The organism is Pseudomonas sp. NPDC088414 (assembly GCF_044753325.1).
Lineage (GTDB): Bacteria > Pseudomonadota > Gammaproteobacteria > Pseudomonadales > Pseudomonadaceae > Aquipseudomonas.
Genome location: NZ_JBIVMY010000020.1, coordinates 76,470 through 98,786, shown reverse-complemented (window position 1 = coordinate 98,786; position 22,317 = coordinate 76,470). Strand labels below are relative to the sequence as shown.

The 22,317-nt window shown below is 62.0% G+C and carries 22 protein-coding genes and 1 pseudogene; 5 read left to right on the top strand and 18 right to left on the bottom strand.

All coding sequences use genetic code 11. The annotated features are described in order from the left end of the window. Positions 1-29: 29 nt before the first annotated feature. The 11 genes and pseudogenes from lipB to ACIP8I_RS17830 form a co-directional block, all read right to left on the bottom strand. Entirely contained in the window at positions 30-677 is a 648-nt protein-coding gene (gene lipB / locus ACIP8I_RS17880; protein WP_400762747.1) for a lipoyl(octanoyl) transferase LipB, read from the bottom strand. Further along, positions 677-952 (bottom strand): DUF493 domain-containing protein, encoded by a 276-nt coding sequence (locus ACIP8I_RS17875; RefSeq protein ID WP_003228544.1) that lies wholly within the window; start codon positions 950-952, stop codon positions 677-679. Before ACIP8I_RS17875 ends, lipB begins: the two co-directional genes overlap by 1 nt. 86 nt (positions 953-1,038) lie before the next feature. Then, positions 1,039-2,196 (bottom strand): D-alanyl-D-alanine carboxypeptidase family protein, encoded by a 1,158-nt coding sequence (locus ACIP8I_RS17870; protein WP_025108693.1) that lies wholly within the window; start codon positions 2,194-2,196, stop codon positions 1,039-1,041. Between the two features lie 187 nt (positions 2,197-2,383). Further along, positions 2,384-3,394 (bottom strand): septal ring lytic transglycosylase RlpA family protein, encoded by a 1,011-nt coding sequence (locus ACIP8I_RS17865; RefSeq protein ID WP_007960588.1) that lies wholly within the window; start codon positions 3,392-3,394, stop codon positions 2,384-2,386. Continuing rightward, entirely contained in the window at positions 3,394-4,404 is a 1,011-nt protein-coding gene (mltB, locus tag ACIP8I_RS17860) for a lytic murein transglycosylase B (protein WP_400762744.1), read from the bottom strand. The genes ACIP8I_RS17865 and mltB overlap by 1 nt, the downstream gene beginning before the upstream one ends. Before the next feature lie 17 nt (positions 4,405-4,421). Continuing rightward, the gene (gene rodA / locus ACIP8I_RS17855; RefSeq protein WP_047296919.1) at positions 4,422-5,525 is read right to left on the bottom strand and encodes a rod shape-determining protein RodA; all 1,104 of its coding nucleotides are present in this window, start codon (positions 5,523-5,525) and stop codon (positions 4,422-4,424) included. 31 nt (positions 5,526-5,556) lie between these two features. After that, a complete protein-coding gene (gene mrdA / locus ACIP8I_RS17850) occupies positions 5,557-7,452 on the bottom strand; it encodes a penicillin-binding protein 2 (protein ID WP_400762742.1) in 1,896 nt (631 codons plus the stop codon). Between the two features lie 10 nt (positions 7,453-7,462). Continuing rightward, positions 7,463-7,936: a 23S rRNA (pseudouridine(1915)-N(3))-methyltransferase RlmH gene (gene rlmH / locus ACIP8I_RS17845; RefSeq protein ID WP_400762751.1), complete on the bottom strand. Its 474-nt coding sequence runs from the start codon at positions 7,934-7,936 to the stop codon at positions 7,463-7,465. A 9-nt stretch (positions 7,937-7,945) separates the two neighbouring features. Then, positions 7,946-8,434: pseudogene (gene rsfS / locus ACIP8I_RS17840) on the bottom strand (ribosome silencing factor); the annotation flags it as partial. A 72-nt stretch (positions 8,435-8,506) separates the two neighbouring features. After that, positions 8,507-9,229 (bottom strand): nicotinate-nucleotide adenylyltransferase, encoded by a 723-nt coding sequence (gene nadD / locus ACIP8I_RS17835; protein WP_400762741.1) that lies wholly within the window; start codon positions 9,227-9,229, stop codon positions 8,507-8,509. Then, on the bottom strand, positions 9,198-10,469 hold the full coding sequence (locus ACIP8I_RS17830; RefSeq protein WP_367085844.1) for a glutamate-5-semialdehyde dehydrogenase: 1,272 nt from the start codon (positions 10,467-10,469) through the stop codon (positions 9,198-9,200). The genes nadD and ACIP8I_RS17830 overlap by 32 nt, the downstream gene beginning before the upstream one ends. A gap of 177 nt (positions 10,470-10,646) precedes the next feature. Here ACIP8I_RS17830 and ACIP8I_RS17825 point away from each other — a divergent pair, with 177 nt between their 5' ends. Then, positions 10,647-11,342 carry a DNA-3-methyladenine glycosylase gene (locus ACIP8I_RS17825; protein ID WP_400762739.1) on the top strand — a complete coding sequence of 232 codons (696 nt, stop codon included), beginning with the start codon at positions 10,647-10,649 and terminating at the stop codon, positions 11,340-11,342. A 126-nt stretch (positions 11,343-11,468) separates the two neighbouring features. Then, complete coding sequence (locus tag ACIP8I_RS17820) at positions 11,469-12,785, top strand: bifunctional DedA family/phosphatase PAP2 family protein (protein WP_400762737.1); 1,317 nt, start codon at positions 11,469-11,471, stop codon at positions 12,783-12,785. Between the two features lie 121 nt (positions 12,786-12,906). On the opposite strand, the gene ACIP8I_RS17815 is transcribed toward ACIP8I_RS17820, so the two are convergent. From ACIP8I_RS17815 to ACIP8I_RS17805, 3 genes are read right to left on the bottom strand one after another with little or no spacing between them, the layout of a single operon-like run. Next, the gene (locus ACIP8I_RS17815; protein ID WP_367085848.1) at positions 12,907-13,497 is read right to left on the bottom strand and encodes an LON peptidase substrate-binding domain-containing protein; all 591 of its coding nucleotides are present in this window, start codon (positions 13,495-13,497) and stop codon (positions 12,907-12,909) included. Positions 13,498-13,507: 10 nt separating this feature from the next. Then, entirely contained in the window at positions 13,508-14,224 is a 717-nt protein-coding gene (locus ACIP8I_RS17810; RefSeq protein WP_007960614.1) for an LrgB family protein, read from the bottom strand. Continuing rightward, positions 14,224-14,586 (bottom strand): CidA/LrgA family protein, encoded by a 363-nt coding sequence (locus ACIP8I_RS17805; protein WP_400762734.1) that lies wholly within the window; start codon positions 14,584-14,586, stop codon positions 14,224-14,226. The genes ACIP8I_RS17810 and ACIP8I_RS17805 overlap by 1 nt, the downstream gene beginning before the upstream one ends. A 194-nt stretch (positions 14,587-14,780) precedes the next feature. Here ACIP8I_RS17805 and ACIP8I_RS17800 point away from each other — a divergent pair, with 194 nt between their 5' ends. The 3 genes from ACIP8I_RS17800 (at position 14,781) to ACIP8I_RS17790 (ending at position 17,735) form a co-directional block, all read left to right on the top strand. After that, positions 14,781-15,236 (top strand): MaoC family dehydratase, encoded by a 456-nt coding sequence (locus ACIP8I_RS17800; protein ID WP_003228575.1) that lies wholly within the window; start codon positions 14,781-14,783, stop codon positions 15,234-15,236. 102 nt (positions 15,237-15,338) lie between these two features. Continuing rightward, positions 15,339-17,066, top strand: a complete 1,728-nt coding sequence (locus tag ACIP8I_RS17795) for a C13 family peptidase (protein WP_400762732.1) — start codon at positions 15,339-15,341, stop codon at positions 17,064-17,066. A 27-nt stretch (positions 17,067-17,093) separates the two neighbouring features. Beyond that, positions 17,094-17,735, top strand: coding sequence for an oxidoreductase (locus ACIP8I_RS17790; protein ID WP_095139170.1), 642 nt, complete (start codon positions 17,094-17,096; stop codon positions 17,733-17,735). 162 nt (positions 17,736-17,897) lie between these two features. Here the strand turns inward: ACIP8I_RS17790 and ACIP8I_RS17785 are convergent, their stop codons facing one another. The 4 genes from ACIP8I_RS17785 to ACIP8I_RS17770 all read right to left on the bottom strand — a co-directional run bounded on the left by ACIP8I_RS17785 (position 17,898) and on the right by ACIP8I_RS17770 (position 22,265). Next, positions 17,898-18,182 (bottom strand): YceK/YidQ family lipoprotein, encoded by a 285-nt coding sequence (locus tag ACIP8I_RS17785; RefSeq protein WP_115986843.1) that lies wholly within the window; start codon positions 18,180-18,182, stop codon positions 17,898-17,900. After that, complete coding sequence (gene ubiX / locus ACIP8I_RS17780; protein WP_108589965.1) at positions 18,175-18,822, bottom strand: flavin prenyltransferase UbiX; 648 nt, start codon at positions 18,820-18,822, stop codon at positions 18,175-18,177. The genes ACIP8I_RS17785 and ubiX overlap by 8 nt, the downstream gene beginning before the upstream one ends. Further along, positions 18,819-20,168 (bottom strand): UDP-N-acetylmuramate:L-alanyl-gamma-D-glutamyl-meso-diaminopimelate ligase, encoded by a 1,350-nt coding sequence (gene mpl / locus ACIP8I_RS17775; protein ID WP_400762729.1) that lies wholly within the window; start codon positions 20,166-20,168, stop codon positions 18,819-18,821. Before mpl ends, ubiX begins: the two co-directional genes overlap by 4 nt. Positions 20,169-20,351: 183 nt before the next feature. Then, entirely contained in the window at positions 20,352-22,265 is a 1,914-nt protein-coding gene (locus ACIP8I_RS17770; protein ID WP_400762727.1) for a sigma-54-dependent Fis family transcriptional regulator, read from the bottom strand. Between the last annotated feature and the right edge of the window lie 52 nt (positions 22,266-22,317).

Below are 22,317 nucleotides of genomic sequence, written 5' to 3'. Positions count from 1 at the left end.
TCATGGTTTGCACTGCATCAGTAGTCATATCAGTCGATTCCGCCCGTCAGGGTCGTCTGCTCAGCATAGTCGAGGTGTTTGACGAGCTGCGCGCGCAGCCGGGCACTTACCTCGGCAAATTCAATCGATCCTGCGTGATCGCTCAGCTGGGTCATCGCCAGCCCGGCATAGCCGCAGGGATTAATCCGTCGAAACGGCTCCAGGTTCATATCCACGTTCAGGGCCAGGCCATGAAAGGAACAACCGTGGCGAATCCGCAAACCCAGAGAAGCGATTTTCGCTCCGTCGACGTAGACGCCGGGAGCATCTGGCTTGGCTACAGCGGTCACGCCGTAGCTGGCCAGCAGTTCGATCAGGCAGTGTTCCATGCGCGTGACCAGATCACGCACGCCAAAACCCAGCTTGCGTACGTCCAGCAACAGGTAAGCCACCAATTGGCCGGGGCCATGATAAGTCACCTGCCCGCCGCGATCGACCTGTACCACCGGGATATCCCCCGGCAGCAACAGGTGTTCGGCCTTGCCGGCCTGGCCCTGGGTGAACACCGGAGGGTGCTCGACCAGCCAGATCTCGTCGGCGGCATCGTTGCCGCGTTCGTTGGTGAAGCGTTGCATGGCATGCCAGACCGGCTCGTAAGGCATCTGGCCAAGTTCGCGAAAGCCCAGCGTGCCCGGCATCACAACACCATGTGTACGAAACCGGTCGCCCGCAGTTCGCTGTTGATGTTGTACAGCTGATCCTGATCGGTCGCGACGATGTGCAGCTGGATGGTGGTGTACTTGCCGTTGCTGCTCGAGCGTTCGTCGACACGCTCATCGTTGATGGTCGCGAATTTCTTCACGATCTCGATGATCTTGTCTTTGTGCCCGACGCCCGTATCGCTGATTACCTTAACCGGATAATCAACCTGGGGGAATTCGATCTTTGGCGCCTTTACTTCGGTATCGGTCATGGCGTAACGGCCTCGTAAGCGTAAGCCGTGGTAACGCACATGGCCCCGAACCGGACAGGAACGGGGCCATGCAGGTCAACACTCAATCAGTTGAACAAGCCGTAGAAGAATAGACGGATGCTATCCCACATGCGGCGGAAGATACCACCCTCCTCGACAGCGTCCAGGGCGATCAGGTCGGCGCTGTGCACGACCTTGTCGTCCAGTTTCACTTCGACTTTACCGATCACGTCGCCCTTGGCGATTGGCGCGGTCAGTTGCGGGTTCATGGTCATGCTGGCAGCGAGCTTTTTCAGCTGGCCTTTTGGCAGGGTCATGGTCAGGTCTTCAGCCAGGCCGGCCTTGACTTGACTGGTGGTGCCTTTCCACACCGGGGCCTGAGCCAGTTCGGTGCCCTTCTGGTAGAAGGTCTGGGTTTCGAAGAAACGGAAACCGTAGGTCAGCAGCTTCTGGGTTTCAGCGGCGCGAGCCACTTCGCTGTTGGTGCCGAACACCACGGCGATCAGACGCTGGCCATCACGTACCGCCGAGGACACCATGCAGTAGCCGGCTTCGTCGGTGTGACCGGTTTTCAGACCGTCAACGGTCTTGTCGCGCCACAGCAACAGGTTGCGGTTAGGCTGCTTGATGCCGTTCCAGAAGAACTCTTTCTGCGAGTAGATCGCGTAGTGAGCCGGGTCTTCGTGGATGATCGCACGGGCCAGGATTGCCATGTCGTGAGCCGACGAGTAGTGCTCAGGGTTCGGCAGACCGGTCGGGTTCATGAAGTGCGAGTTGGTCATGCCCAGATCGGTAACGGTCTTGTTCATCAGGTCGGCGAAAGCATCTTCGCTGCCGGCGATGTGCTCGGACAGCGCCACGCTGGCGTCGTTGCCGGACTGGATGATGATGCCGTGCAGCAGGTCGCTGACGGTCACTTGCGAGCCGACTTTGATGAACATCCGCGAACCGCCGGTACGCCAGGCGTTTTCGCTGACGGTCACCGGATCGTTTTCACCGATCTGGCCACGACGGATTTCCAGCGTAGCGATGTACGCGGTCATCAGTTTGGTCAGGCTGGCTGGCGGCAGACGCTGGTCACCGTTGTTCTCCACCAGCACGTTGCCGCTGCTGGCGTCCATGAGCACGTAGGCTTTTGCAGCCAGTTGAGGTGGCGACGGCATCATCTCGGCCGCGAAGGCGGCTGGCGAGAGGAGCAGCGGGACTAGCAGACACAGGCGTTTGGCAAAGGTGGTGATGTTCATCCGTCTCTCGAAATCGCTAATGGAAACTTGCCCGAGGGCAAAACTATTCAGACAGCCTTCTGACGGGCCATCGCGTGTTCAGTTGCTCACTCCAGTCACCCTTGCCGGGCTTTTGTTCTTCGACGAGCCAACAACCTGGTTCACCCCCCAAAACCGCAAGTGAACCGTCAATCAAGTGCTACGTATATTACTCGGTGACCACGCTCGGCGAACCGAGATTGGCCAGGCGCACGCTGTTCTGCACCTGGGCGATTTCACCCGGCGAACCGATCGGCCCCAGGCGTACCCGGTGCAGGGTCTGCTGATTGCGCACGATCGAGCTGATGAACACCGGAGCGCTCACCATCCCGCTGAGCTTCGACCTCAGGAGTTCTGCAGCGTCCGGGTTGGCGAACGCGCCCACCTGCAGATACTGGCCAGACGCTGGTGCAGAAGCGTTTTTTTTTGCGCTGATCTGTACAGGTACAGTGTCAGAGGCATGTTGCTGCGGCGGCGGCGTCCACTGCTCGATGGTACCGGCCGACGCCGTGATCACCGGGGCGCTATTCTGCGCGACTTGCGGCTCGTTGAGCATCAGCGGCGCCGGACGGCCTTTCGCGGCCCACCATTGCTGCGGATCGATGCCCTCGACCTTGACCCGTGCAGTGCCGATTTCGGCATAACCGAGCTTCTTCGCGGCCGCGTAGGACAGGTCGATGATCCGGTCCGAATAGAACGGCCCGCGATCGTTGACCCGCAGGATCACGCTCTTGTTGTTGTCCAGGTTGGTCACCCGAACGTAACTTGGCAGTGGCAGAGTCTTGTGAGCGGCACTCATGCCGTACAGGTCATACACTTCGCCGTTGGCGGTGTTTTGCCCGTGGAACTTGGTGCCGTACCAGGACGCCGTGCCCGAGGCAACGTAGGTCTTGGATTCCTGCAACGGGAAATAGGTCTTGCCCAGCACCGTGTACGGGTTGGCCTTGTACGGGCCGGTGTGCAGGGTCGGCGTGGCGTCGGGGATGCGCGAAACATCGACATCCCACCACGGCGCGCCGTCTTTGTGTGCGCGATTGATGTCCAGCCCCGGCTGTGCACGCACGGCGGTGGACGAGGTCTTCTGGGTTGGCGCGCGGCTGGTCGAACAGCTGGCGACCAGCACCGCCAACGCGGCGAAAGCCACCAGCTTCAGGGGTTTATTGATAGGCAATGCCCGCATTACTTGACGCCCCGTGCTTTTACCAGCTCTTCAGACAGTTGATGTACGGCCATGGCGTACATCACGCTGCGGTTATAACGCGTGATCGCGTAGAAATTCTTCAGGCCCATCCAGTATTCAGGGCCGTTGTCGCCTTCGAGGCGAAATGCAGTAACCGGCATATCATCGCGCAGCGCATCATGACTTGACCAGCCCAGCGCCCGCAACTCTCCGACCGTTTTCGTCGGCTCGATGCCGGTGGTCAGGCCTTCATCGACCTGCTCGCCGCGCACATCGGCGCGACTGACCACCGGTTCCCCGGCGACCCAGCCGTGGCGCTTGAAGTAGCTGGCCACGCTGCCGATCGCATCGTCCGGATTGGTCCAGATATTGATGTGGCCGTCACCGTCGAAATCCACCGCATAGGCGCGAAAGCTGCTCGGCATGAACTGCGGCAAGCCCATCGCCCCCGCGTACGAGCCTTTGAGGGTCAATGGATCGACTTGTTCTTCACGGGCCAGCAGCAGGAACTCACGCAATTCCTTGCGGAAAAATTCGGCACGGGGAGGATAGTCGAAACCGAGCGTGGACAGCGCATCAATCACCCGGTAATTGCCGGTATTACGTCCGAAAAAGGTCTCGACGCCGATGATCGACACGATGACTTGTGCCGGTACGCCGTATTCCTGCTCGGCACGGGCCAGCACGGCCTCGTGCTGGCGCCAGAAGTCCACACCACGGGCGATGCGCGCGTCGGTGATGAACATCGGACGATATTCTTTCCACTGCTTGACCCGCTCGGCGGGTTTGGAGATGGCGTCGAGAATCGCCTGCTTGCGCTGCGCTTCGCGGAACACCGCCATCAGTTGCTCGCCAGCAAAACCGTAGTCGCGGGTCATTTCACCGACGAATTCGGCCACCTGCGGTGAACCTTCGTAATCGCCGGCCAGCGTTTCCTGCGCGCTGCCAAGGATGCCGACCAGGCCGACCCACGGCGCGTAACGAGTCGCCCAGCTGCGCATGACTTGCATTGAACTCTTCACCTTATTCAAACCTGTGCGATCCACTTGCGATGCGTATGAATCGACATCAAAACCCCAAACGCTGACAGCAGTGTCACCAGCGAAGTTCCTCCGTAGCTAATGAAGGGCAACGGCACCCCCACCACCGGCAACAGGCCACTGACCATACCGATGTTGACGAAAACATAAACAAAAAACGTCATGGTCAGCGCGCCGGCGAGCAGTTTGCCGAACAGCGTCTGCGCCTGGGCGGTAATCACCAGGCCGCGACCGATCAGCAACAGATAGATCAGCAGCAGCGCGCAGATGCCTACCAGACCGAACTCCTCGCCGAGTACGGCGATGATGAAGTCGGTGTGGCTTTCCGGCAAAAAGTCCAGGTGCGACTGGGTGCCCAGCAGCCAGCCCTTGCCGAACACACCGCCGGAACCGATCGCGGCTTTCGACTGGATGATGTTCCAGCCGGTGCCGAGCGGATCGCTTTCCGGGTCGAGGAACGTGAGGATCCGCTGCTTCTGATAGTCGTGCATGATGAAGAACCACATGGCGATCGCCACCGGTACGGCGGCGGCCAGCACGCTGAGGATCCAGCGCCAGCGCAGCCCGCCCATAAACAGCACGAACGCGCCGCCGGCCAGAATCAGCAGCGACGTGCCGAGGTCAGGCTGGCGCACGATCAGAATGAACGGCACACCGATCAGCATCAGGCTGATGCCGACGTGCTTGAGCTGCGGCGGCAGCGTGCGTTTGGACAGATACCAGGCAATCGTCGCCGGCATCAGGATCTTCATGAACTCCGAAGGCTGGAAGCGGATCACCCCGGGGATGTTGATCCAGCGCGTCGCGCCCATGGCGTTGTGGCCCATGATGTCCACCACCATCAGCAGCACCACGCCGACCACGTAACCGAGCGGCACCCAACGCGCCATGAACCGCGGTTCGAACTGGGCGATGACGATCATCGACACCAGACCGATGCCGAACGAAGTGGCTTGTTTGCCCAGCAGATCCCAGCTCTTACCACTGGCCGAATACAGCACGAACAGACTGCCCGCCGCGAGGATCAGCAGCAGGATCAACAGCGGGCCATCGATATGCAAACGTTGCAGCAGCGTCGCCCGGCGACGCATCACATCCTCGCTGGAGAGCATGCGATCAAAATTATTCATCACGGGCCGTAGCCTCCGCACTGATAGGACCGGCGTATTCAGCCTTCAATCGACCCTCCTGATCCAGAAGCCAGGCGTCCATGACCTGACGCACCACTGGCGCGGCGACCCCGGAGCCGGACTCACCGTTCTCGACCATCACCGAGACCACGATTTTCGGGTTGTCGGCCGGGGCGAAACCAACGAACAAGGCGTGGTCGCGGTGGCGCTCCTGAACCTTGGAACGGTCGTATTTCTCACCTTGCTTGATTGCGACGACTTGTGCCGTACCGGACTTGCCGGCGATGCGGTATTGCGCACCGATCGCCGCCTTGCGCGCGGTCCCTCGGGCGCCGTGCATCACCTGCTGCATGCCGTGGTTGACCTTGGTCCAGTCGGACGGATCACGCAGGACAATGTCCGGCATCGGGTTCTCGTCTACCGGTTTGGCGCCTTCGATGGTCTTGGCCAGGTGCGGGCGGTTCCAGATGCCTTTGTTGGCGACCAGCGCCGTGGCCTGCGCCAACTGCAACGGTGTGGACTGCATATAACCCTGGCCGATCCCCAGAATCAGGGTTTCGCCCGGGAACCACGCCTGTTTGCGGGTCGCGCGCTTCCACTCGCGGGATGGCATCAGGCCGGGGGATTCTTCGAACATGTCCAGCGAGACCTTCTGGCCGATGCCGAACTTGTTCATATAGGCCGACAACCGATCGATGCCCAGCTTGTGCGCCAGGTCATAGAAGTAAGTGTCGTTGGAACGCATGATCGCCGTGTCGAGATCGACGAAGCCGTCACCGGTGCGGTTCCAGTTGCGGTATTTGTGATCGTAGTTGGGCAGCATGTAGTAACCGGGGTCGAACACCCGGCTAGACGCCGTCACTACGCCAGAATCGAGACCGGCAATCGCCACTGCCGGCTTGATCGTTGAACCCGGCGGGTACAGACCGCGCAGCACGCGGTTGAACAGCGGACGGTCGATGGAATCGCGCAGCTCGGCATAGGCCTTGAAGCTGATGCCGGTGACGAACAGGTTCGGGTCGAAGCTCGGCTGACTGACCATCGCCAGCACTTCGCCAGTCTTCGGATCGAGCGCCACCACCGCGCCACGCCGCCCGCCCAGCGCAGCTTCGGCCGCCTCCTGCAGTTTGATGTCCAGGCTCAGGACGATGTCCTTGCCGGGAATCGGATCGGTACGCTTGAGCACGCGCAATACGCGGCCGCGGGCGTTGGTCTCGACCTCCTCGTAACCCACTTGGCCGTGCAGTTCCGGCTCGTAGAAACGCTCGATGCCGGTCTTGCCGATGTGGTGGGTGCCGCTGTAGTTGACCGGGTCGAGGCTCTTCAGCTCTTTCTCGTTGATGCGCCCCATGTAACCCACCGAGTGCGCAAAATGCGCGCCCTGCGGGTAATGGCGCACCAGTTGCGCAACCACTTCCACCCCAGGCAGGCGGAACTGGTTCACCGCGATCCGGGCGATTTGCTCTTCGGTCAACTCGAACAGGATCGGCACGGGCTCGAATGGCCGACGCCCCTGACGCATGCGTTTCTCGAAGATCACCCGGTCCTCGGGCGTCAGTTGCAGCACTTCGACGATCACGTCGAGCACTTGCTGCCAGTCGCCGGAACGCTCGCGCGTCATGCTCAGGCTGAAGCTCGGACGGTTGTCCGCCACCACCACGCCGTTGCGGTCGAAGATCAGCCCGCGGGTCGGCGGAATCGGCTGCACGTGGACGCGGTTGTTTTCCGAGAGCGTCGAGTGGTACTCGTACTGGATCACCTGCAAGTAGTACAGCCGCGCAATCAACACGCAGATCAACAGCATGACCGCAATGGCCCCGAACACGACGCGGCTGCGCACCAGGCGGGCGTCCTTTTCGTGGTCCTTGATGCGGATCGGCTGAGACATGAGGGCAGGACTACTTGTGGTAAGGGTGACCGGACAGCACGGTCCAGGCACGGTACAGCTGTTCGCCGATCAGGATCCGCACCAGCGGGTGCGGCAAGGTCAGCGGCGACAACGACCAGCGCTGATCGGCGCGGGCGCAGACTTCCGGCGCCAGCCCTTCGGGGCCGCCGACCATGAAATTGACCGTGCGCGAATCCAGCCGCCAGCGGTCGAGTTCGACCGCCAGTTGCTCGGTGCTCCAGGGCTTGCCGTGGACTTCCAGCGTGACGATCCGCTCGTTCGGCCCGACCTTGGCCAGCATGGCTTCGCCTTCCTGGCGGATGAAACGGGCCACGTCGGCGTTCTTGCCACGGGTATTGAGCGGAATTTCCACCAGTTCCAGCGCCAGCTCGGACGGAAGACGCTTGGCATATTCATGCCAGCCTTCTTCCACCCACTTGGGCATGCGTGAACCGACGGCGATCAGTCGCAGTCGTACATCTATTGCTTTGTGCTGGTCTTTGTTGAGCTTGGTGAAATGCTCGTGGGTGTTTTCCGGGCTGTGGTGCTTGGCGTCCGCCGCACGGCTTTGCTCGGCACCGGCCCACAGGCGCTCCAGGTCGTAGAACTGACGTGCCGAGGCAGTCATCATGTGCACGATCACCAGGTCGAGGTCGAGCAGCACCCAGTCGCTGTCGCCCTTGCCTTCTTCGCCCAGCGGCTTGGCGCCCTGCTTTTTGACTTCCTCACGGACCTTGTCCAGCATCGCGTTGATCTGGCGATTGGACGTACCGGTGGCGATGATCATGTAGTCGGTGATGCTCTGCTTGTCGCGAACATCGATGATCTGGATGTCTTGTGCCTTGACGTCTTCCAGGGCTGCCACGGCAACCTTGACCAGCTCGTCGCCCTTCAGCGGCTCGTTGGTGTTGGCGACTTCCGGCAGCGGCGCGCTCTTGAACGTGCCTTTGCGCTTGACTTTGCTTACATCTTTGTCGGTCATATAAAACTCGTTTTGCTCATGTATTCGGCGGCTTGGCGATACGTGGATTCGTATCAGTGAAGCACGCCTTGTTCAGTTCGACGCACGGTACAGACCGTGCGCATCGATGTAGGCCAGGACCGCGTCGGGCACCAGGAAACGTACCGACTTACCGCTGGCCAGCAGTTGACGGATCTGGGTGGCGGAAACCGCGAGCGGTGTCTGCCAGACGAATGCAATCTGTCCGCTCGGCCCGTTCAGGGCCAGCGGGTCGCTCACCGAACGCGCTGCCAGCAGGTTGCGCAAGGCATCCGGCGGTTCGCTGTCGGCGTCCGGGCGCTGTAGCACCAGGATGTGGCAATGCTGGAGCAACTCTTCCCAGCGGTGCCAAGTGGGCAGGCCGCAAAATGCGTCCCAGCCCAAAAGCAGAAAAACCTGGGTCTCGGCGGCCATTTCAGCACGCATCAACTCCAGGGTATCGATGGTCCAGGACGGTTTGTCCCGCTGCAATTCGCGGGCGTCCACCACCAGCGGCGGCACTCCGGCCACCGCGCACTCAACCATTGCCAACCGATCCTGCGCCGACACCTGCGGCGTATCGCGGTGCGGCGGCCGGGCGCTGGGCATCATGCGCAACTCGTCGAGCGCCAGCGCTTCGGCGACTTCCAGCGCACCGCGCAAATGGCCGATGTGCACCGGGTCGAACGTGCCGCCCAGCACGCCGATGCGTTGCGGGCGAGACTCGCTGCCGGGTTGCGGCGCTGTCAGGTCGAGGTCGGTCAAGTCAGACCGTCGCCTGGCCGCGCAACTGGCCATCACCGACCACGATGTACTTCTCGCATGTCAGTCCTTCGAGGCCCACCGGACCGCGGGCGTGCAGCTTATCAGTAGAAATGCCGATCTCGGCACCCAATCCGTATTCGAATCCATCGGCGAAGCACGTCGGGGTGTTGATCATCACCGATGCCGAGTCGACTTCCGCGACGAAACGCCGAGTGTCGGCGAGGTTTTCGCTGACGATCGAGTCGGTGTGATGCGAGCCGTAATGGTTGATGTGTTCGATGGCCTGGTCCAGTCCGTCGACCACGCGGATCGACAGGATCGGCGCCAGATACTCGGTGCTCCAGTCGTCTTCGCTGGCCGCCACCGCGTCGATGCTCGCCCGGGTGCGTTCGCAACCACGCAGCTCGACGCCTTTTTCGCGGAACTGGGCAGCCATCGACGGCAGGAAATCCTTGGCAACACTTTGATCGACGAGCAAGGTCTCCATCGCGCCGCAGATGCCATAACGGTAAGTCTTGGCATTGAAGGCGATGCGCTGGGCTTTCGCCAGATCGGCATGGGCACTGACATACACGTGGCAGATGCCGTCCAGGTGTTTGATCACCGGCACCCGGGCGTCACGGCTGATACGTTCAATCAGGCCACGGCCACCGCGTGGCACGATCACGTCGACGTACTCGGGCATACTGATCATCGCGCCGACGGCGGCACGGTCGGTGGTTTCGACCACTTGCACCACGGCTGCCGGCAACTCGGCCTCGGCCAGACCGCGCTGGATGCACGCGGCAATCGCCCGGTTGGAATGAATCGCCTCCGAACCACCACGCAGGATGGTCGCGTTGCCGGACTTCAGGCACAGACTGGCGGCATCGATGGTCACATTGGGCCGGGATTCGTAGATGATCCCGATCACGCCCAGCGGTACGCGCATCTTGCCGACCTGAATGCCGGACGGGCGAAAGCTCATGTCACGGATCGCACCGACCGGGTCCGGCAGTGCCGCCACCTGACGCAGGCCGACGATCATGCCGTCGATGCGTGCCGGGGTCAGTTCCAGACGCTCCAGCAGTGCCGGCTCCAGACCGTTGGCGCGACCGGCCGCCAGATCCTGTTCATTGGCTGCGGCCAGCTCGGCGCGCGCAGCGTCCAGCGCATTGGCAGCAGCCTGCAGGGCGCGGTTCTTCTGCGCGGTGCTGGCACGGCCGATGACCCGGGAGGCTTCGCGGGCGGCGCGACCCAATCGGGTCATGTAGGCAAGAACGGACTCAGTCATGGTCTGCTGGGGTCTTGGCAAAGAGGAAAGCGGCAGATTATAGCTGTCGCGTCCCGGGACTAACAGCGGTGACAGGCGGATGGTCGAAATGGACTGCAATTTGCCGACGTTCAGCCGTAATTAAGCCGCGGATTGTTATCATCACGACCTCCTTCGCCTGGATAAACACCGTTTGCCATGTCCAACCTGACCGTTCGCGCTACCGCCGGGCGCCTGCCACTGGGCCTTCCGGACGCTTTCTTTGACCGTGACGCGCAAATGCTGGCCCGCGATCTACTGGGCAAAGTCATCCGCCACCGGGTCGGCGATCTGTGGCTCAGCGCCCGGATCATCGAAACCGAAGCGTATTACTGCGCGGAAAAAGGCAGTCATGCGTCTCTCGGCTACACGGAAAAACGTAAGGCTTTGTTTCTGGACGGCGGGCACATCTATATGTACTACGCCCGCGGTGGCGATTCGCTGAACTTCAGCGCTCAGGGGCCCGGCAATGCGGTGCTGATCAAGTCCGCCTACCCGTGGGTCGATGAAATCAGCGGACCGGCGAGTCTGGCGCAGATGCTGCTGAACAATCCTGATGCTCAAGGCCGACCGCGCCCTTCGCAAAAGCTCTGCGCCGGGCAGACGCTGCTGTGCAAGGCGCTGGGGCTGAAGGTGCCGATGTGGGACGCCAAGCGTTTCGATCACGAGCTGATGCTGGTGGAAGACACCGGGCCGGCGCCGACCCAGATTATCCAGACCACCCGCCTGGGTATCCCCCAGGGCCGCGACGAGCACCTGATGTACCGCTTCGTCGACGCCACGTATGCCCAGTGGTGCACGCGCAACCCGCTGCGCCGGGGTCAGGTAGAAGGTCGCGATTATTTCCTGCTGTAAATACAAGCCTGTGCAGGAGCTGCCGCAGGCTGCGATCTCTTGATTTTGTTTTAAAGCATCAAGATCAAAAGATCGCAGCCTGCGGCAGCTCCTACATGAGGTGATCAATAAAATGGAGTTATTTGTATGGGCCCATGGCTCGATAGCGTGACCGGTTGGCTGGCGGCCAATCCACAGTGGCTGGCCGCCGCCGTATTGATTGTCGCCTTCGTGGAGTGTCTGGCGATTGCCGGGCTGATCGTGCCCGGCACGGTGTTGCTGTTTGCCGTCGCGGTACTGGCCGGCAGCGGCGCGTTGTCGCTTAGCGAGACCCTGCTGCTGGGCTTTCTCGGCGGTATTCTCGGCGATGTGATTTCGTATTTCCTCGGCCGCCACTTCCATCAGAACATCCGCCGCTTGCCCGGCCTGCGCCATCACCCGGAATGGATGGCCGGGGCCGAAACCTACTTCCAGCGTTACGGCATCGCCAGTCTGCTGGTCGGGCGCTTCATTGGCCCGCTGCGGCCGATGCTGCCGATGGTTGCCGGAATGTGCGACATGCCCTTCCCGCGCTTCGCCGCAGTCAGCCTGCTGGCCGCTGCCGGCTGGAGCATCGCCTACCTGCTGCCGGGTTGGGCCACCGGCGCGGCGATCCGTCTGCCGCTGCCGGAAGGTTTCTGGCTGCAAGCCGGCATCGTCGCCGCCAGCATTGCAGTGATGGTCGGCCTGAGCGTCAACAGCAGCTTGCGCCAGCATCGCCGGGCGACGATCTGGATCAGCAGCATGAGCCTGTTGATTCTGATCGGGCTGTTTATTGGCTATCCGTACCTGCACGCCCTCGACCAGGGCGTGATGACTTTGGTGCAGGAACATCGTCAGCCGATGCTCGATGAAATCGCCGTGACGTTCACCCTGATCGGTGAATTCCGCAACATGCTGCTGTTCAGCGCCCTGCTCACCGGTCTGTTGCTGCTGTGCCGGCAATGGCGTCAGGCGATTTTTGCCGGCGGTACGCTGCTGTGCACCGCGCTGCTGAATACCGTCACCAAACAGTTTTTCGCCCGGGTTCGCCCGGACGTGCTGACCGATCCGCTGACCAGCTACAGCATGCCCAGCGGCCATGCCTCGGGTTCGTTCGCCTTGTTTCTGGTGCTGGCGGTTCTCGCCGGTCGCGGCCAACCGCCGCGCATGCGTCTGACCTGGCTGTTGCTCGGCTGTATTCCGGCGCTGTCGATTGCCTTGTCGCGGGTGTATCTGGGCGCGCACTGGCCGACGGATATTCTGGCCGGCGCAATGCTCGCAGCGTGCGTGTGTGCGGCGGGGTTGTGGCTGAGCCAGCGCAAGGCGCCGCTCAACGCCATGCCGTTCAAGGTCTGGTGGCTGATCCTGCCGGCGCTGCTGGCGCTGTTCAGCCTGTTCGTTCTGCGGCATTTGCCGGACACGATGTTGCGTTACGCTTATTGAGAAGCAAAAGATCGCAGCCTGCGGCAGCTCCCACACGGGATTTCGTTTACACCTGCGCCATCGTGCGCATGTGAACAAACCCCTGTAGGAGCTGCCGCAGGCTGCGATCTTTTTCGATGGCTCAGGCGAACAATTCGCCCTGAAGCTCATCGAGCAGCGCCTGGATCGCATCCAGCCGCTGCTGCGGATCGTCGAGTTGCAGCAGGTCGATCTTGTCTTCTTCGGCGAACGGCAGCAGATAGGCCAGTTGATTGGCCAACGACTGCTGCCCCAGCGCTTCGGTGCCCATGTTCAGCGCCTCGACCATCGGGTGCTCGGCCAAGGCCTTGAGCAGCGCCACCAGATCGGCGTCTTCGTCCTGCAACGGTTGCTCCGGTTCATCGTCCAGCCATTCGATGTCGGCGAGGATCAACTGATCGCGCTGCACCTCAGTGCGCAGCACCTGAAAGCGCCGCCCGCCCTGCACCCGGATCCCCAACAGACCGTTGTCCTGTTGCTGGAAATCGGTGATCCGCGCCTCGCAACCGACCAAGGCAAAGCCTTCTGGCGCAACGCCGACTTCATGGCCGTCGAGGATGCACACCACGCCGAAACCGCCGCCCTGTTTCATGCAGCGGCCGATCATGTCCAGGTAGCGCGCCTCGAAGATCTGCAAGTCGAGGTTGCAACCGGGAAACAGCACTGTGTTGAGCGGAAAAAGCGGCAGACTCATAGACATTTCCTTACACCACCATCGACACCGCCAACGGCAGGAACACCGCCGTGGCCACGCCCATCAGACTCATCGCCAGCGCCGCGAAGGCGCCGCACTCATCGCTTTCCTGAAGCGCCACCGAGGTGCCGACCGCGTGCGCGGTCATGCCCAGCGCCATGCCGCGCGCCTCGGGGCTGTGCACGCCGAGCCGGGTCAGCAGCGCCGGACCGAAGATCGCGCCGATCACCCCGGTGATCAGCACGAACACCGCCGCCAGCGCCGCCACGCCACCGATCTGCTCGGCCACCAGCATGGCAATCGGCGAGGTCACCGACTTGGGGGCCATGGTCATCAGGATCATGTGCTCGGCACCGAACCACCAGCCCAGCAAAACACCCATGCCCGTGGCGACCACCCCACCAATCACCAGCGTAGTAAAAATCGGCCAGAACAATTGGCGGATGCGCTTAAGGTTGAGATACAGCGGCACCGCCAGCGCCACCGTCGCCGGCCCCAGCAAAATGCTGAGGATCTCGGTGCTCTTGCGGTACTCGGCGTAAGTCAGGCCGCAGCCGACCAGCACGCCGATCACCAACAGCATGGAGACCAGCACCGGTTGCAGAAAGATCCAGCGGGTTTTCTCGAACGCCGCCAGCACCAGTTGATAGGCGCCAAGGGTGATGCCGATGCCGAACAGCGGATGATGAATGACCGAAGCCCAGGCGCCTTGCCAATCGAAGAGCATCAAGCGTCCTCCGATTTCGGTGCGTGACGCTTGACCAGCCGTTGCATCAACACGCCGGCGAAGGCCATCGACAGAATCAACGACAGCACCAGCGCACCGACAATCGCCCAGAAATCGGCGGCAATGTCGCTCGCATACACCATCACGCCCACGGCCGGCGGCACCAGCAGCAACGGCAGATAACGCAGCAGGCTGCCCGCCGCGAGGTTCAGCGGCTCGCCGACTTCACCGCGAATGATCAGGAACACCAGCAACAGCAGCAGACCGATGATCGGCCCCGGCAGCACCGGCAACAGCAAATGGTTGAGTGCCGTGCCGAGCAATTGGAACAGCACCAGCATGGTCAGGCCGCGTAGCAACATCCGACATCTCCGTCTTACTTTTTCACCCTGCAAGTGGTCGGCATTATAAGCACGGCTGCGCTATGGATCGGCATTCGCCAAAAGCATGGCAGGTTGACCGGAGCAAATCGCCATGTTGATCTACAGTGGTTCGCAGGGCGGTCAAATCCCCCACCTGAAAAACTATAAAACCGATGAACCCAAGGAGAGTCTCAATGCCCTATGTTCCCGTTGCAGAGCTCAAAGATTATGTCGGCAAGGAACTCGGACGTTCCGAATGGCTCACCATCGATCAGGAGCGCATCAACCTGTTCGCCGAAGCCACCGGGGATTATCAGTTCATCCATGTCGACCCGGTCAAAGCCGCGCAAACGCCTTTCGGCAGCACCATTGCTCACGGCTTCCTGTCGTTGTCGCTGATCCCGAAACTGATGGAAGACATCCTCGTGCTGCCGCAAGGCCTGAAGATGGTGGTCAATTACGGTCTGGACAGCGTGCGCTTCATCCAGCCGGTGAAGGTCAATTCAAAAGTGCGCCTGAAAGTCGATCTGGCCGAAGTGACCGAGAAAAAACCCGGTCAATGGCTGCTCAAGGCCACCGCGACGCTTGAGATAGAAGGCTCGGACAAACCGGCCTATATCGCCGAACCGTTGTCGCTCTGCTTCGTTTAAGTGCCCCGGATGCGAAGCGGCTCACGCTGTTTCGCATTCCCTCTCTATATATGCGACACATAGCTGCGGCATACTCGGTCGCCTAATTGCCCGGATCCCGCTATGCGCCCACTCGCTTCCCTTGCACCCCTTGCCCTGACCCTGATGCTCACCGCGTGCGGCGACGGCGAATCGCTGTTGCCCCCGGATGCGCGCCTGCCGGACGGCGGACGCTATCGCGGCGAACTGGTCAACGGCTTGCTGCAAGGCCAGGGCCGGGTCGACTACCCCAATGGCAGCTGGTACGCCGGGCAGTTCGACAAGGGCCAATGGCATGGCCAGGGCGAGTGGCACGGCAGCAACGGCGAGGTCTATCGCGGCCAGTTCCAGCAAGGCCTGTTCGATGGCCAGGGCAGCCTGACCACCAACGCCAGCAGTTACACCGGCGGCTTCAAGCAGGGCCGGCGCGACGGTGAAGGTACGCTGAAAGAAAACGGCATGACCTACCGTGGCGAGTTCAAGGCTGACCAGTATTCCGGGCTGGGCCGCCTGGAAATGGACGACGGCAGCTCCTATCAAGGCCAGTTCGCCCACGGCAAACCCAACGGCGAAGGCCAGCGCGGCGATGCCAGCGGCAACACCTTCAGCGGCCATTTCGTCAACGGCCAGCTCGAAGGCAATGGCACCTTCAACAGTGCCGATGGCGACATCTATGTCGGCGGCTTCAAGAACAGCCAGCTGCACGGCAAGGGCCGCTACGAGAACGCCGACGGCGACGTGTGGCTCGGCCAGTTCAAGGAAGGCGCGCTGACCGGCAAGGGCGAATTGATCGGTGCCGACGGCAGCCACTACATCGGCTTCTTCAACGACTGGCGCTTCAGCGGTCAGGGCCGCTTGAACCTGTCTGACGGCAGCTTCTACATCGGCGGGTTCGACAGTGACAGCTACGCCGGGCGCGGCACCCTGGTGCTGACCGACGGCACCGTGCTCAGCGGCACCTGGATCAACGGCCAGCGCGTACGTGACGCCGACGGCAAGCTGTTGCCCGACACCCTCGAACTCGGCTTGCTGGCCCAAGGGCGTCTGCTCGATGACGCACTGGCCGCCGTGCCCGCCTCGACGCCAGCAGTCGAGCTGTACACCCTGACCCTCGGTGGCGACGGCAAACAAAGCGTGTTCCTGCGCGAGTCCGACTACGTCGCCAACATGCTCACCACACGCTTCGGTGCCTACGGCCAGATTCGTCTGGTCAACCACCGTGACCACCTCGTCGACCGACCGATGGCCACCCGCGAAAACCTGCGCCGCGCCGCGCAGACCCTGGCCGAACGCAGTGGCCCGGAGGACCTGATCTTCATCTACCTGACCAGCCACGGCACCGCCGAACACGAACTGGTGCTCGACCAGCCGCGCATGGAGCTGGCGGACCTGCCCGCCGACGAGCTCGCCACAGTGCTGGCGCCGCTGAAAAACCGCGACAAGGTGATCGTGATTTCATCGTGCTATTCCGGTGGTTTCATCCCCGCGCTGAAAGATGAGCGCACCCTGATCATGACCGCCTCGCGTGCCGATCGGGTGTCGTTCGGTTGCTCGGAAGAAGCCAACTTCACCTACTTCGGCGACGCCTTGTTCGCTCAGGCACTGAACCAGACCGACGATCTGGAGCAGGCCTTCAAACTGGCCAAGGCCACCGTCGCCGAGCGCGAACTGGCGGACAACTTCGAAGCTTCGGAGCCACAGATCTGGGCACCGAAAACCGTGCTGGCGCACTGGCAACTGCTGCGCAAACAGCAGGCAAGAAAAGCGTTGCAGAGTGCTGCATTGAACGACGGCGCAACAAACAGCAACTAAGCTGAACAGTATCAAGGGAGAAACACTATGTACTTGACGCCTCAGCACGTATTGCTTGCCGGAGCCACCGGACTGACCGGTGAACATCTGCTCGACCGTTTGCTCAACGAGCCGACGATCACCCGCGTGCTCGCCCCGTCCCGTCGTCCATTGGCGGAGCATCCGCACCTGGAAAACCCGGTGGGCGACCCACAGGCGTTTCTGCCGCAGCTCAGTGGTCGCGTCGATATCGCCTACTGCTGCCTCGGCACCACCATCAAACAGGCCGGCTCGGAAGCGGCGTTCCGCGCGGTGGATCTGGACATGGTCGTGGCGTTCGCCAAACGTGCGCGGGAGATGGGCGCGCGGCACTTGATCGTGATCAGTGCACTGGGCGCCGATCCGAAATCATCGATTTTCTACAACCGGGTCAAAGGTGAGATGGAGCAGGCGTTGCGCGCGCAGGACTGGCCGCAACTGACCATCTGCCGGCCATCGCTGTTGCTGGGTGATCGTACCGAACCGCGCCTGGGCGAACAGCTGGCGGCGCCGTTTTCCAAACTGATTCCCGGCAAGTACCGCGGCATCGAAGCCTGCCAACTGGCCCGGGCGATGTGGCGCCTGGCGCTGGAAGAACAGGATGGGGTGCGGGTGGTTGAGTCGGATGAGCTGCGCAAGCTCGGCAAGTAAACACCGTACTTTGTGGCGAGGGAGCTTGCTCCCGCTCGACTGCGCAGCAGTCGCCAGCCCTGAATTATGCGGTGTATCTGAAGGATTTAGTCGCGGGGTTTGGGGCCGCTTCGCAGCCCAGCGGGAGCAAGCTCCCTCGCCACAGGTGTGCGCAGCACTCCCCTACAATCCACCCGTCGCCTGAAACCCCACGCCAATCACCGTAAGTAACGACAACGGCAACAACAGCGTATCGAGCAACGCACTCGCCGGCAGATCCACGCCCGGATAACTCGGTGCCTCAGCGCCGAAGCGATCCATCGCACAGCACCCGCCATTCATCGCGTACAAATCCAGGCGCGTCCCGGAATACACCACCGGCGCGCCCGGTTTGGCCGCATCCAGCGTACGCGCGGTGGCGCAGCCGGCCAGTTGCAGCGCCAGCACAATCGTCAGCAGCTTATTCATCGCTGCTCAGATGATGCTCGCCCCAACGCGGCAGCATGTCCTGTGGAATGCCCAACAGATTGAGAATCCGTGCGACGACAAAATCGATCAGGTCGTCGATGGTCTGCGGCTGGTGATAGAAGCCCGGCGAGGCCGGCAGAATGGTCACGCCCATGTTCGACAGCTTGAGCATGTGCTCCAGATGAATGCTCGAATACGGTGCTTCGCGCGGTACCAGGATCAACTGGCGGCGCTCCTTCAAGGTGACGTCCGCCGCGCGCTCGATCAGATTGTTGCAGGCACCGGTGGCAATCGCCGACAAGGTGCCGGTGGAGCACGGCACCACCACCATCGCCGCCGGCGCGCCGGAACCCGACGCGACCGGCGACATCCAGTCTTCCTTGCCGTACACACGAATCTGCCCGGCGGCCGCCCCGGTGTATTCGGTAAGGAACGCCTGCATCATCTGCGGCTTGGCCGGCAGCGTGACATCGGTTTCAGTGGCCATCACCAGTTGCGCGGCTTTGGAAATCAGGAAGTGCACTTCGCGATCTTCACGCACCAGGCAATCGAGCAGGCGCAAACCGTACTGCGCGCCGGACGCGCCGGTCATCGCCAGCGTGATGCGTTCCGGGCCGCCGCTCTGGGCAAAAGTGTTCATTGCAGCGCCTCGGCCAGTTTGCCGTGCAGACCGCCGAAGCCACCGTTGCTCATGATCACCACATGGGTACCGGGCTGGGCCTGGCTCTTCACGCGCTCGATGATGCCTTCGAGCGAATCGCTGACAATCGACGGCATGCTGCACAGTGCGGCAGTGGCGCCCAGATCCCAACCGAGGTTGGCCGGGGCGTACCAGATCACCTGATCGGCATCGACCACGCTGTCGGGCAGGCCATCGCGGTGCGCGCCGAGCTTCATCGAGTTGGAGCGCGGTTCGATGATCGCGATCAGCGGAGCATCGCCGATGCGCTTGCGCAAACCGTCGAGGGTGGTGGCAATGGCGGTCGGGTGGTGGGCGAAGTCGTCGTAGATGGTGATGCCGCGCACTTCGGCGACTTTCTCCATGCGGCGTTTGACGTTCTTGAACGCGCTCAACCCGGCGATGCCCATCGATGGCACCACACCGACATGCCGCGCCGCTGCCAGCGCAGCCAGGGCGTTGGCGACGTTGTGCTGACCGGTCAACTCCCATTCCACGGTGCCCTGGCACACGCCTTCGAACATCACTTCGAACGCCGAGCCATCGTCCTTGAGCAACTTGACCTGCCACTGACCGCCGACACCGGTGGTTTGCACCGGGGTCCAGCAACCCATTTCGATCACGCGCTGCAAAGCAGGCTCGGTGGTCGGGTGAATCACCAGACCTTCACTCGGAATGGTTCGCACCAAATGGTGGAACTGCCGCTCGATGGCCGACAGATCGGGGAAGATGTCGGCGTGATCGAACTCAAGGTTGTTGAGGATCGCGGTGCGTGGACGGTAGTGGACAAACTTCGAACGCTTGTCGAAGAACGCGCTGTCGTACTCGTCAGCCTCGATCACGAAAAACGGCGTACCGCCCAGACGTGCGGAAACCGAGAAGTTTTGCGGCACGCCGCCGATCAGGAACCCCGGGCTCATGCCGGCGTGTTCCAGGACCCAGGCGAGCATGCTGCTGGTGGTGGTCTTGCCGTGCGTACCGGCAACCGCCAGCACCCAGCGCCCTTGCAACACGTGATCGGCCAGCCATTGCGGGCCGGAAACGTACGGCAGGCCTTTGTTCAGCACATACTCCACCGCCGGGTTGCCGCGGGACATGGCGTTGCCGATCACCACCAGATCCGGTGCCGGATCGAGCTGGGCCGGGTCGTAGCCTTGGGTCAGCTGAATGCCCTGGGCCTCAAGCTGCGTGCTCATCGGCGGATAGACGTTGGCGTCGGAGCCGGTCACGTGATGGCCCAGCTCTTTGGCCAGAACCGCCATCGAGCCCATGAAAGTCCCGCAGATACCCAGAATATGAATGTGCATAGTCGACCTCGTAAAACATGGCCGCAGGTTAGCGCAGGGAGGGGGAAATCGCACTCTTTAGCTGATCACCATCACCCCACGATCACCACCCCGCCTGTAGGAGCTGCCGAAGGCTGCGATCTTTTGATCCTGTAAAGAACAAGATCAAAAGATCGCCGCCTTCGGCAGCTCCTACAGGGGGGGTTATGCGGTTCGGGCGATGCCGTGTTTGCGCAGCTTTCTGTAGAGGGTGTTGCGGCTCACGCCGAGTTGCTCGGCGGTGTGGGTCATGTGCCAGCGCGTTTGCTCCAGCGCATTGAGCAACGCCAGTCGCTCGGCGTCTTCCAGCGGATGCTCGGACTCAACCGACGTCAGCGCAAGCGTCGGACGCCCCTGCCGAATCATCGCCGGCAAATCCTCAAGGCCGATTCGCCCGTCATCACACAACGCCGCCAGCGTGCGCAGGACATTGCGCAACTGCCGCACGTTGCCCGGCCAGTTGAAGGCCAGCAACGCTCGCCGCGCCGGTTCGTCGATCACAATCACTTCGCCGCCCGCCTCCTCGGCCAGCAGAAAATCCAGCAACTGCGATTTATCACTGCGTTCGCGCAGCGCCGGCAACGCGACTTCGAGGCCATTGAGCCGGTAATACAGATCTTCGCGGAAGCTGCCGTCTTCGACCCGTTCCAGCAGATTGCGGTGCGTGGCGCTGATAACCCGCACGTTGACCGCCTCCGGTTCGCCGCCAATCGGCACCACCTGCCGGTCTTCCAGCACTCGCAACAAGCGAGTTTGCAACGCCAGCGGCATGTCACCGATTTCATCGAGAAACAGCGTGCCGCCATCGGCCTGCTGCAACTTGCCGCGCATGCCGTCCTTGCGTGCGCCGGTGAAACTGCCGCCGCGATAACCGAACAGTTCGCTCTCGATCAGGCTTTCCGGGATCGCCGCGCAGTTGAGCGCGACAAAGGCTTTGCTGGCGCGCTGGCTGGCGTGATGCACAGCCTTGGCGAAGGCTTCCTTGCCGGAACCGGTTTCGCCATTGATCAGCAGCGGCACGTCGCGCTCGAACACCCGTAGCGCCTTGCGGAAATCCGCTTGCAGCGCCGCGTCACCGAGGCAGATGCCCGCCAGCGGTTGCGGCTTGGCCACCACCGGGGCCGGCATGATCGGTGCCGGTTTGCGCGATTCGCCGCGCAGCAAGGCAAACAGATGCCGGCCCCCGCGGGTGCGCAGCGGCCAACTGGCGCTGGCATTGGCGCTGGCACGACCGAGCAACTCGTCCAGCGAGCAATCGAAAAACGCCTCGACCGGTTTGCCGAGCAAACCACCGCGAATATGCCCGAGCAGGTTCAGCGCACTCTGGTTGACCGCGCTGATCCGCCCTTCGCCGTCAAACGCTAGCAGCCCTTCACTGAACAGTCCGACCGATTCGGCCTGCAAATGAAAACGCAGCAGCCACTGGTTATCGAAGCAGCGCAGGAAATAGCAGCTCTCGATCATCTTCGCCGACAGATTGACCAGCGCCATGGTGTGGAACTGGCTCTGGCGCGAGACATCGTGGCGCGCCGAGGACACGTCGAGCACTGCAAGCAATTCGCCATGTGGGTCGAACACCGGGCTCGCCGAGCAGGTCAGGCCGGTGTGGCGGCCGCGAAAGTGTTCGTCCTGATGGATGGTCAGCGCCTGACGCTCGACCAGACAGGTGCCGATGCCGTTGGTGCCTTCGCAGGCTTCGCTCCAGTCGGCGCCGAGCCAGAGCCCGGCCCGTTCGAAAATCTTGCGCTCGGCAGGTGCGGTGACGCAGTTGAGGATCACCCCGCGCGCATCGGTCAACAGCACCGCATGACCGGCGCCGGACAGTTGTTGATGCAGGCTGCTCATTTCATTGCCAGCAATCTGCAACACCTGTTGCAGGCGTTCGCGGCTTTCGAGCACGCGCCCGTGTTCAAGCACAGTCGGCGCCATGGTCAGGGCCGGATCGAGGTGATAGTCCTCGAGACAGCGCAGCCACGAGCGGGCAATCGACGGATCAGCACCGGGTCCGTGCAGGTGCGGCTTGCCCTGACTGACGGTGAGCACCTGCTGGGCATGGCGACTCAAATGGTTGTCGTGCATTTCTTATTGTTCTCCCCGAAAGGTCGCCCCTTCCAGACTACCAACACTGACC

Excerpts from the sequence above, each read along its gene's own strand:
- lipB (WP_400762747.1), bottom strand. The coding sequence starts at position 677 with ATGCCGGGCACGCTGGGCTTTCGCGAACTTGGCCAGATGCCTTACGAG.
- ACIP8I_RS17875 (WP_003228544.1), bottom strand. The coding sequence starts at position 952 with ATGACCGATACCGAAGTAAAGGCGCCAAAGATCGAATTCCCCCAGGTT.
- ACIP8I_RS17870 (WP_025108693.1), bottom strand. The coding sequence starts at position 2,196 with ATGAACATCACCACCTTTGCCAAACGCCTGTGTCTGCTAGTCCCGCTG.
- ACIP8I_RS17865 (WP_007960588.1), bottom strand. The coding sequence starts at position 3,394 with ATGCGGGCATTGCCTATCAATAAACCCCTGAAGCTGGTGGCTTTCGCC.
- mltB (WP_400762744.1), bottom strand. The coding sequence starts at position 4,404 with ATGCAAGTCATGCGCAGCTGGGCGACTCGTTACGCGCCGTGGGTCGGC.
- rodA (WP_047296919.1), bottom strand. The coding sequence starts at position 5,525 with ATGCGTCGCCGGGCGACGCTGCTGCAACGTTTGCATATCGATGGCCCG.
- mrdA (WP_400762742.1), bottom strand. The coding sequence starts at position 7,452 with ATGTCTCAGCCGATCCGCATCAAGGACCACGAAAAGGACGCCCGCCTG.
- nadD (WP_400762741.1), bottom strand. The coding sequence starts at position 9,229 with ATGGCCAGTTGCGCGGCCAGGCGACGGTCTGACTTGACCGACCTCGAC.
- ACIP8I_RS17830 (WP_367085844.1), bottom strand. The coding sequence starts at position 10,469 with ATGACTGAGTCCGTTCTTGCCTACATGACCCGATTGGGTCGCGCCGCC.
- ACIP8I_RS17825 (WP_400762739.1), top strand. The coding sequence starts at position 10,647 with ATGTCCAACCTGACCGTTCGCGCTACCGCCGGGCGCCTGCCACTGGGC.
- ACIP8I_RS17820 (WP_400762737.1), top strand. The coding sequence starts at position 11,469 with ATGGGCCCATGGCTCGATAGCGTGACCGGTTGGCTGGCGGCCAATCCA.
- ACIP8I_RS17815 (WP_367085848.1), bottom strand. The coding sequence starts at position 13,497 with ATGAGTCTGCCGCTTTTTCCGCTCAACACAGTGCTGTTTCCCGGTTGC.
- ACIP8I_RS17810 (WP_007960614.1), bottom strand. The coding sequence starts at position 14,224 with ATGCTCTTCGATTGGCAAGGCGCCTGGGCTTCGGTCATTCATCATCCG.
- ACIP8I_RS17805 (WP_400762734.1), bottom strand. The coding sequence starts at position 14,586 with ATGTTGCTACGCGGCCTGACCATGCTGGTGCTGTTCCAATTGCTCGGC.
- ACIP8I_RS17800 (WP_003228575.1), top strand. The coding sequence starts at position 14,781 with ATGCCCTATGTTCCCGTTGCAGAGCTCAAAGATTATGTCGGCAAGGAA.
- ACIP8I_RS17795 (WP_400762732.1), top strand. The coding sequence starts at position 15,339 with ATGCGCCCACTCGCTTCCCTTGCACCCCTTGCCCTGACCCTGATGCTC.
- ACIP8I_RS17790 (WP_095139170.1), top strand. The coding sequence starts at position 17,094 with ATGTACTTGACGCCTCAGCACGTATTGCTTGCCGGAGCCACCGGACTG.
- ACIP8I_RS17785 (WP_115986843.1), bottom strand. The coding sequence starts at position 18,182 with ATGAATAAGCTGCTGACGATTGTGCTGGCGCTGCAACTGGCCGGCTGC.
- ubiX (WP_108589965.1), bottom strand. The coding sequence starts at position 18,822 with ATGAACACTTTTGCCCAGAGCGGCGGCCCGGAACGCATCACGCTGGCG.
- mpl (WP_400762729.1), bottom strand. The coding sequence starts at position 20,168 with ATGCACATTCATATTCTGGGTATCTGCGGGACTTTCATGGGCTCGATG.
- ACIP8I_RS17770 (WP_400762727.1), bottom strand. The coding sequence starts at position 22,265 with ATGCACGACAACCATTTGAGTCGCCATGCCCAGCAGGTGCTCACCGTC.